This is a genomic window from Shewanella sp. AS16 (assembly GCF_021412365.1).
GTDB classification, from domain to species: domain Bacteria; phylum Pseudomonadota; class Gammaproteobacteria; order Enterobacterales; family Shewanellaceae; genus Shewanella; species Shewanella salipaludis.
Genome location: NZ_JAKCLK010000004.1, coordinates 255,356 through 265,455, shown reverse-complemented (window position 1 = coordinate 265,455; position 10,100 = coordinate 255,356). Strand labels below are relative to the sequence as shown.

Below are 10,100 nucleotides of genomic sequence, written 5' to 3'. Positions count from 1 at the left end.
AATTTGGCTGGTCTTCGTCACATGGCACTTAACATGCTGCGCGCCGAAACAACCAAGATCAGCGTGCCGATGAAGCAGAAACGCTGCATGATGAAAACCGACTTTCTGGAACGCGTGTTATTAGCCGCTTTTGCCTCTATGGCCAATTAATGCACACTCATGCGGATGCCCTGATCTTCCCCGTTTGTATCCTGTTGAGTCGACTGTTTCTGGGCTAAACCACTTCCCCAGGCTTGAGCACTCACTGAAAGTGCATTATGTTGTTGTTTTAATATGGCTGGCCTCATATATTTCATATATTTGGGCCTCATACATTTGGTTGTTTTAATATGGCTGGCCTCATACATTTGGCCTCATACATTTATCATACATTTCATGGCTGGCCTCATACATTTCATACATTCTCTGGAGTTTCGCCGCCAATACCGCGGCATCAGTGGCTGCTGGGATGCCAGGTGTTCCATGAAAGCCAAACACGGTGGCAAGTGGTGTCGTGGTAAACAACAGAGCCAAGCTCTGCACCCGCAGTAGTTAACCTCATTCTCGCCAACCTCTATCAGACCAAACTGCTGAATTTAACTCGGTGGGTAAGATGCATTCAGAAATCTTCTAACGGTGGCACAAAACACTCTTTATTACTCCCAATCCCTGTTCTGGGGAAATATCGGGTAAATGTGTCACAGTAAGAAGTACAGCACCCAGATTAGAATACTGTGAAACTATAAGTTAAGGCTATCTTCTTTATTGATTTACTCCTTATTTCTGCTACGGATTACTTAGTGAAAAATAAACTGTAGTTTATTATTTTGCATATTAGAATTGTTTGGGTGGTTAATGTGTGTGCATTTGTTGTTTATTTGTTGTTTATTTGTTTTTTTAGATGGGGTGTGTGATAGTTTGTTTCTCTGGTTATTTACTCAGTATTTAGCTATTATAAGAAGTAATGCAACTCTTTTAAAAATAAGCTTTTGCCTCCTCCGTATACCGTACAGGATGTTTTAATTTAGATGAAGATTTCAAAAATTTTTGGTGCAAGTGTGCTACTTGTTGCTGCTTTTTGGCTGTCAATTTTTAGTCAAACGGTAAGTGCATCAGTATTTCAACTGCCTAGCTCGAACAAGTCTACTAAGGTGATCAGCCAAAGTGATTCAAATGTAGACATTTTGGTACCAGCTCTAGGGAACAACGGAGTTTCATTCAATCTTTTCACTGATTTTAAAATTACAGGGAGAAAGCTTGTAATTTACAATGATTCCAGGAGGTTAGACTCCAGGGGGGAAAGTGAAATAGCAAGGGTCATTATAATTGAGTCGCCCAATATACAACTTTCAGAGCAAATTGAAATATTGGGTTCCCCGGCAGATATATTATTTGTCACAAGAGCAAGCAACAAGACACTCTCATGCAATGATTGCAGCTTTGGAAATGTGGGCCGCGTCACAATGGCGGTCGCTGGTTTCAATGTTGCATCGTCTATTGTAAGTGATGGGGTCGTTGGAAATTTAACCACATTACCCGGGGGGGTGATTGAAGTTAGCAATTTATCTGCTCCTGGAGCGCAATCATTGGAGTTTATTGGTGATTCGATTCTTACCTCTGGGAATATCGATATAAACCTTAGAGCAGATATTCATCAAAATGGCGGGTATATAGTCAGTCCCAAAGGGGCCAGCATCGTAGGAGCTGGTGGCATTAGCATATATAAAGGACGGATGTCTGTTCGCTACCAAGATCTTCAAGTTATTGATGTTGAGCCAACTACGGGCGAGTTGAGTATTGCGGGAAACCTGCGAGCGACAACGATAGGTATCGTGAGCTCAAATGCCATTAATATTGCAAAAAATGCTGGCTTGAGTACGCTTTCTGACATGATTGCAACCAGTAATAGAGAGTCGGGTCTGTATGTTCCTATTGAAGGCATATACATACAAACATTAAGCAGGGACACCAATAGTGGCCCAAGTGTGATTGTTAACGGAAAGTTGGCCTCTGATGGCAGCGTTTCAGTCAAGTCACTGAAAAATATAGATCTTCTATCTCCCGTGGTTACAAATGAACTTACTCTTATATCTAAGGGAGATATCCTCAATAAAGGGCATGTTCAAGCGGCACTGGTTGATATTTCGTCCAATAAACTGATTAATAATGGTGTGATTTCAGCAAGCAAGGTAAATGTTGATACGGATAAAAGTATCTTCAACAGTTTCGGTGGTCAGATTAAAGCGAATGATGTCGTACTCAAGTCCCGCAATGGTTTTGTAGTGAACGGCTCAAGAACTCAATACATGAGCTTTCCTGACTTACCAAGTGTCTTGCCAATTTCAACAAACATTACCTCCCTCACTCAAGGTGTATATTATGATTTAGCCGAATCAGGTTCTATCGGCAGTAATCTTTCTGCTCATATTTCCGCCAATCGCTTGTCAATAGATGCTAAGGCTTTTGAAAATATTAACCCATATTCTATTGTCAAACCTTCTTCGGCCGATTGGAGTTCGGGCATTATCGTAAACAACCAATTATCTAGCCAAGTCTCCATACAAGCTGAAAACAAACTTGAAATTAAAGCATCTAGCTACGTTCTTAATTCTTCCGCTATTATTGGGCTGAATCAAGGTGGAACCCTTGTGGTGAATTCACCTAAACTCAGTAATGAACGCTATCGGATGCAGATGGAGAGCTATGTATATAATCAGACTGTCATGAGTTCAAGCAAGAGTCGGGAATTTGATTCTGCCAAAGTAGGCACCACAACCAAGGTTATTGCATACTCCCCGCCAGCTAGATTTTATTCATTTGGCGAATTCAGGTTTAGCGATGGTAATGATGCAGATGTGATTGATGAGGAATTCATCAACGAACTATCTTATTTTGAGGTATTCGCTGATGCACATTTTCATCAAACCGAAATTAAGACTATTGGTTTGGAAGTTTCAGAGGAATATGACTATAGCAGTTTGTATGACGTACGAAATTGTTTAATGTATCGAACCTGTGATGGTGAACATGTCACAACACTGGCTGAGGCTGAAACGTTATTCTCCGTGAGTGGGAATGTATACGGACTGGATAAGAGTATTGCTTCTCAAACTGATCTTGAAGTGGCGAACATCAATGTTCGACAAGCCAAAGAGATCGAAGTCATTCAGCGATATCTTGCTCCATTTTTCTACCAGAATGATGACCATGATTATGGCACTGTCAAACATTCAGAGGTGCAGGGAGATATGCTGACCGGTGAACGTGTCATCTGCAAGAAGAAGGTTTATAAAGGATGGGGGGCGAACGCGGTATACAGTGATTGTGAAGTGAAAGCTTTTCAAGTCAGCATTACTTGGTTGCTGAGCGAAGAGGCTAAAGATCGTGAGCTCGGTAATACTGGATACACGCCGGCTCAATTCGACGAAGCGAGTAGAAAATATGTCGATTCACTGCCAACAAAAGCCGTCATTTGGACAGATCCGCAAAAGCAGTCTTTTTATAATGTAAGCAGTGTGCTTGAATATATATCTTATTCTGTCGATGGCTGTTACGTTGTCGTTGGTTACCAACAAGACAATACTTTTTATGGTTACAACCATGTACCTTATAGTTATACCGAGGCCAAAAGTTACAGTAGCCGAATACCAATAAACACGCTGATGGCATATCTGTCAGACGTACAAGAATCCAATGCTTGTTCATTAGAAACTGAGAATCCAGTCCCCAAAACCTATACTGACACTCAGTATAATGATGCCGCTAGGGTATATATTTCAACCTTGCCCGTGGATTCCAGTCTGTGGAGTATAAGCTTTAAGCAAGTAAAAAATGGTGATGTCGGTGGTACAACTTCAAACAAAATTACCTATATATCTTACTCGCTCAATGGTACTGAGGTGTTAGTTAATTATGAACAGGTTGATTATTATACCGTGAATATACCCTATGTTGGGACTCGGTCCTTTTCTGAACCCCATGCTTTAACCAAGCGCATTTCTGTTACTGAATTAATGAACTACTTGCCAAACTGAAGTGATAGGAAAAGATAATGAGTAATAAAGTTAAAGGTGATGCAGCCTACAGGGCACCATTTTGGCAAAGGGCTACAGCTTATTTAATGTCCTGTCTAATGTTGTTGCAGATTTGTCTGCCAACAACAGTGCAGGCTATTGAGTTGATTTCTGATGCATTTATTGCCTCGGAAATGAATTCGAGCGCGCAATTCGAGCGTGTTTATAATCATGAACGTCAGTTTGAAAAGGCATTCTTTGTAGAAGATGTAATAGGAGTCAATACTCAGACAATTGAATCATTCCATCAGAAGTTATTGGGTTTCAGAAAGAGTGCATTGCCTTCCCCTGTCATGATTCCTATCCTCAATGATGGTATCACGCTCTTCATTCCCTATTACCCATTAGAGAAACGCCTGGGCGATCAATATGTGCAGGCTCGTTTTGTAAGGTCTCAAATATTCAATTTGTTAAACAGGAGCTTGCTTAATGACTCCTATGCGACAGAAGCCGCGCAGATTAATGACCTATATAATAACGCCTATCAATTTAGTGCAACTTCGAGTGCTAAATTTGGCGACAGGCTCACCCGAGCACAAGTTAATACTTTCGGTCATAACTTAATCTGGCCAGAAACTTGGCTGGTCAATAATGAAGCCGTACTGGTGCCTGTGGTCCATCTGACCGATGCCACGGTTGCTGAGTTGCTGGTCAATGGCCATAGAGTGGAGTTTTCCGGTGCCGAAGCCAAGTTTAACAACATTACTGTTAATGCCGGTACTATCTATACGCGCAGAAATACCTTTCTCACTACTGCTGGTAACTTTACCGTAAACGAAGGCGCCAGTGTTATCGCACAAGGCGACTTAAACTTGTTGGTTGGTGGCACGCTGCAGAATATGTCGGGAAGACTATCTGCAAAGGACAACGTCAATATTATTGCCAAACAATACAGTCAGAAAACAATGGTTCACAGGTATGCGACCCGGTATGAACAAGGCTCGCGTCTTGGACAAATTGCCAGTGTCGATGCCCTCAATGGTAATGTGTCTATACGTACCTATGGCGACATAGTTGTTCAAGGTGGTACCGTTTCCGGCAATACCATAGTCTTGAGTGCCGATGGCAACATACAGCTGACGGCCCAGCAAACGACCTATGTGCATAATGAACGGGTAGGTGGTTTTGACATTGCCGAATCTATTCTTGAGCACGCAGCAACCACACTGACGGCACAAGACAGCATTTACCTAATGGCATCAGGCGCCATAGAACTCAACGCGGCCTCCTTGACTGCCGATCAAGGGGTAATTCAACTCCTGGCTGAACAGGGCATTTATATAGCCAATGCCTTTAATCAATTTCAATCATCCCGAAGCGGAAAAATTGGAAAAGTCACAGAGCAAGAGCAAGAATTCCAAACCATAGCCATACGTTCTGCCTTGGAAGCAGGTAAAGGTGTCCTCATTGCCTCTGATTTTGGCGACATTACCCTACAGGCTACCAGGATAAAGTCGGGGGAAGGGACTCAGATAAATGCGGCAAACGGCAAGGTCAATTTGTTGTTAGCTAAAGAGCAAGATCACTATTATCTGAATCGGGTCACGGAAGGCTTCTGGACGATAAAGACCGAGACCCAAACCGACCAGGAAGAAACTGCCGTCTATAACAGCATCATAGGTGGGTTGCAGGCTCATGCCACTCATGGTTTAACGGTCGAGTTTGCTCAGGAAGAAGGCGTCACACTGCAAGATAGTCTGGCCATGTTTGAGCAATCAGAAGATCTTGCTTGGATGGCAGAGTTCTATAACGATCCTGAATATGCCAGCAATATCGAAATTGCCTATCAGGAGCTGTTAAAGCTGCACGAGTATGACAAATCCAGCAGTTTGAGCCCGGCGGCCATGGCCATTATAGCCATAGCTATGGCCGTTGCCATGGGGCCAGCTGGTTTTGGTGCTATTGGCGGCAGTGCTGCAGGCACTATTGGCACTGGAACTATTGGTAGCACTATCGTCGGCATAGGTATTCCGGCGGCCAGCCTTCAGGCCGGAGCCTTGGCTCTTGCCACTCAGGCGGCTACCAGCTTAGCCTCTGGTAATAATGTCGGTGAAACACTGCAGGGTTTAACCTCAAAACAAAGTATTACCTCGTTAGCGACTTCGATGGTGACGGCGGGTGTGTTGTCCGAAGTAGGGAATTATGGATCCGATTTCTTTGGCTCAGTCGATCCCAATGCACCTCTGTTGAGTGCCGATACCATGACATCCATTGGTAATCAGGCGACCCAGGCCGTTATCAAGACTACCGTGTCTGCGGGTATTTCGACTGTCATCAACGGCGGTGATTTTTCGGAATTTACCGATGCTTTCACTGCATCCCTTAAACAGGCCGGCATCCAAGCCGTAGGCCAATATCTAGCGACTTCCATCGGGAAAGCTTATAAGAGCAATGAAGCGGGCGCCGCCAACGAAATCATCAGGTACCTTTCCCATGCGGGTGCGGGTTGTGTACTCGGTTTAGCGTCGGGCGCAGCAGGCCTTGCCAGTGGCAGTGATAAAGAAATCTGTGTCACAGGTGCCGGTGGCGCTGTTGTTGGTGAACTGGTAGCCGATGCCTATAAAGCGAATAAGCTTGACGAGTTATTTCAGCAACAACAAGCCTTTGTCAATGACTTGTACTCAGGTGGTGCGACACAGGAACAAATAACGGCGATCTTACTCTCCGATGCGTCGCAGAATTACTTCAATAATGAAGTCGCAAAGCTGACTGCCGCGGGGGTGGATTTAGCAAAATTCGCAGGAGGATTGTCGGCACTGGTTGCCGGTACGGATGTCAATCTGGCGGCCATGACGGCGGAAAACGCCGCCCAGAATAATTGCTTTTTCTTAATCCCGATCGCCTTGATGATGCTGAAAGCCATCGACATAAGCTTAACGGCGAAAGAGCTGTACGACATTTATGAAGTAATGCAGACAGATCCGGAAAAAGGCCAGGAACTCTTTAAAGATTGGATGTTTGAACAAGCCGTGGGCGGTGCCCTCACCAAGGTAATCCCCGGGTTTAAAACCTTCGACGAGCTGTTGGACTGGTTAAGGCGCAATGATGTGCTGTCACCAACCATGCTTAAGCAAATCCAGGAGAATATTCTCGCAGGCATGCACAATGCGCCATCCGGCAGCATTACAGTGCATAATGCCGTCACGACGCCCCTGGATTTAAAAGACGTTTCCGGCGAGTTCGGATTTATCGCCAAAGTAGACGGTCTGCACGACGCAGTAAAAAATGACGGCTTCTATGGCGAGCAGATTGCCGCTAAACTCTTCAAGGATTCGACCGGCTTCGAGTTTACCGACATAGTCAAGAACAAGTCCAACAATGGCGCCGATCTCTTGGGGGTCGATGACAAGAACAAGACCATCTGGCTAATCGAAGTCAAATCCAGCCAAAGGGACCGTTTCCCCAACCCCAATAGTTTGGATTTATCCAGGCGCGGTCAAGATTGGATAGATCAAGTCGCTACGGGCACACTCTGGGGGCAAGCGGTGACCCAGGAGGCCAAGGCTTACGCAACCAATCTGATAAATTTACAAAAGGCGGGTTATACCCTGAAGCCGCTGCTGGCCAAGGTCAGCGTACCGGCGCCGGGCCAAAGCGGCATAGCCACAGTCACAGTCACACCAGCGAGTTAAATCTATGAGCCAGATACTGGAAAAATTTTTACGCAAGCGCAAGCTTGCCAGGAATAACCCCGACAAGTACCAAGCGGTGTTCGATGACAACCAAACTGCATTAGAGTTTTATATCGACCATGGTAATACTCAGAGCCCAGTGACGCAGGATCCGGCGCTGAACTTCCTGCCTTGGGAATGGTTCGATAGCGAACTGGTGATAAATCAAAAGTACTGGGAGATGCAGTCGGAGCGGGAACTGATCCTGGAGGACAGGCTCAATACCGCCCTGCTGGCGCAGGCATTAGGCTACGGCTACTGCCATAGCGCCATCGCCTTCAAGCGCCAGTCCCTGTACCCGAGCCGTTTTGGCCGGGAGTTTGAAAATGGGGTAAGGCCTGAGTCCGTCTTCAATCTCTGTATCGCCGAGCTCCTCGGCTTGACGGCTCATGCGCAAAATCTCGGCCGCTTCTATCGCATCGGCTATCCGAGGAACTGGTTGCTGCGCTCCAAGAGTCACCTGAGTGATTTTGTGGTTCTGCTGCACTCAGCCTATGTGGGCGCCCCCTTGGCGCCCACAGTGGACAAGTTTGCCTATGCAGATATTGTGACCCACTGGGATACCCGGGATTTGGCCCAAGTACACGCTTTCCTGCAGCAAGTGTGCGACGACCAGATGCAGCAGGTGGTGTCACCTCCCAGCAAGTTTTTCGTTGAGCTGGGAAACATGAATTGGCAATTCATCCCCTATTCCGCCTTGCTGCTGCTTAAGCTGCGGCAGAACCGTGGCTTGGCCAATCCTGAGTTTGAGCATCCGGCCTTTGGTCTCATCAATCGCCTGTTGCCGCAGGAACCGCAGCCCCTGGTGGTGGATGAGACCCTGTCGGCCTGGCTCGCCCGGGCCCGTGAACAGGGTTTCGATGAAGATGCCTTGTTTTCATCCTGTGAGTAGCAGGTGTTCTGCAGCTACCATGATATTGGCAGGTAACGGCGCCATGGCAAGCCGTATGAATATAAAAGAGTACAAAATGCAAATGATGAATAGACTATTTATATTGGGATTGATGTTCTGCATCTCTGCCTGCACGGCGCCGAGTTACCAGGCTTATGGCTTGCGTGGTGGCTATCAGGACAAGTTTCTGGCAGCTGATACTTATCGCGTCACTTACAATGGCAATGGTAAGGTCAGCCTGGCCATGGCGCGGGACTTTGCATTGCTTCGCTGTGCCGTGCTGACCAAACAGCATGGCTATAGCCATTTTTGGATAAAAATGGACAGAGTCAGGGTATCCCGAACCACAGTTTCAGCAACGCCGTTACCCATTGAAAAGCCTTATGCTTTCATTGAAATACAGTTTGTTGACAGTGATTTTAATCCTAAATACCGGGTGCGTAATGCCGATGAGGTGATTGCTGCGAAACAGTCACAATATAAGCTCTCGGATAGGCAAATAGCCACAGGTAGCCGCGATTAGTAACTGGGCTGTGCGGGAAAGTCGTTGCAGATATGGATGATAAAGATGGGTCAGCCACATCTTTATGGATTGTGTCGTATTGGCTAGCCGGCACTGTTATAGAGCTTTACAGCATTAATATCATAATGGCTTTTGATCTGATGGTTTCTCTGCTTTAAGTCCGTTGGCTGGATGTTGTCGGGAAGATCACCTCTGTCACCACTTATAGTCATCGTAATACCATACTCGTTTCATTGAATTCACCGGGCACATTTGTTGCCGAGTGTAGCGATGGCTCAGTTTTCGCTGTGTCGCAGGGGCTGGAACCAGAGGCGAAGGCAAGAATATATGCCACATTATTGGCAGTGAAAACGACCGGCAATACTGTGCACTGTCTTACAATGATGTCGGTGGCAGTGAGTCATGGGATAGTAATCCGAGTGCATACAGAAGCATTGTAAGACTTAGAAGTTGAGGCATTATTTATGATGCAGTGATGCAGTGATGTTGGCTGTTAATGTAGAAATACTTCATCTGTATACCTACTCTGATATTCATGTCATAAAACACCAGGGTAATAACTATAATATATTGTATTCTAAGTGGTTTATTTTTCAACGGGAGAGCTACCATGAGGATAGTTAATAGATTATTTGTTTTAATGTTTTTTTGGATGGCATCATCTGCATTGGCTGCAGATATCGGTTGTACAGGAACAATAGCTTATGTGATGGCTGACCATGTAATTTGTAAAGATGCCACAGGAAAAAAACAGTTCGCCTTCAAACTGTCTGGTAGCAGTAATTGGATATGCAGTAACAGTGACTCGGCTTCATCTTTAGTTATAAGCGCCAAAGTCATGAAGGCTGAGGTAAGTGTGTATCTAAATGATGCGAATAATGCTACTTGCCAATCTCATATTAACTATATCAAGCCAAGTTATCTTATTATGATGTGAATTCAAATATATTAACTCAGTGTCG

General features: G+C 45.3%; 5 protein-coding genes and 2 pseudogenes. All 7 read left to right on the top strand.

The annotated features are described in order from the left end of the window. Nucleotides 1-150, top strand: a pseudogene (locus LZP73_RS13305) (ISAs1 family transposase); the annotation flags it as partial. A gap of 258 nt (nt 151-408) precedes the next feature. Then, nucleotides 409-531, top strand: a pseudogene (locus LZP73_RS13300) (alpha-amylase family glycosyl hydrolase); the annotation flags it as partial. 476 nt (nt 532-1,007) lie between these two features. Beyond that, nucleotides 1,008-4,013, top strand: a complete 3,006-nt coding sequence (locus LZP73_RS13295; RefSeq protein ID WP_234235491.1) for a hypothetical protein — start codon at nt 1,008-1,010, stop codon at nt 4,011-4,013. 17 nt (nt 4,014-4,030) lie between these two features. After that, entirely contained in the window at nt 4,031-7,684 is a 3,654-nt protein-coding gene (locus LZP73_RS13290) for a DUF637 domain-containing protein (RefSeq protein WP_234235490.1), read from the top strand. A gap of 4 nt (nt 7,685-7,688) precedes the next feature. After that, complete coding sequence (locus tag LZP73_RS13285; protein ID WP_234235489.1) at nt 7,689-8,615, top strand: hypothetical protein; 927 nt, start codon at nt 7,689-7,691, stop codon at nt 8,613-8,615. Between the two features lie 55 nt (nt 8,616-8,670). Further along, entirely contained in the window at nt 8,671-9,138 is a 468-nt protein-coding gene (locus LZP73_RS13280; RefSeq protein ID WP_234235488.1) for a CC0125/CC1285 family lipoprotein, read from the top strand. 610 nt (nt 9,139-9,748) lie between these two features. Beyond that, the gene (locus LZP73_RS13275) at nt 9,749-10,075 is read left to right on the top strand and encodes a hypothetical protein (RefSeq protein WP_234235487.1); all 327 of its coding nucleotides are present in this window, start codon (nt 9,749-9,751) and stop codon (nt 10,073-10,075) included. Nucleotides 10,076-10,100: the final 25 nt, after the last annotated feature.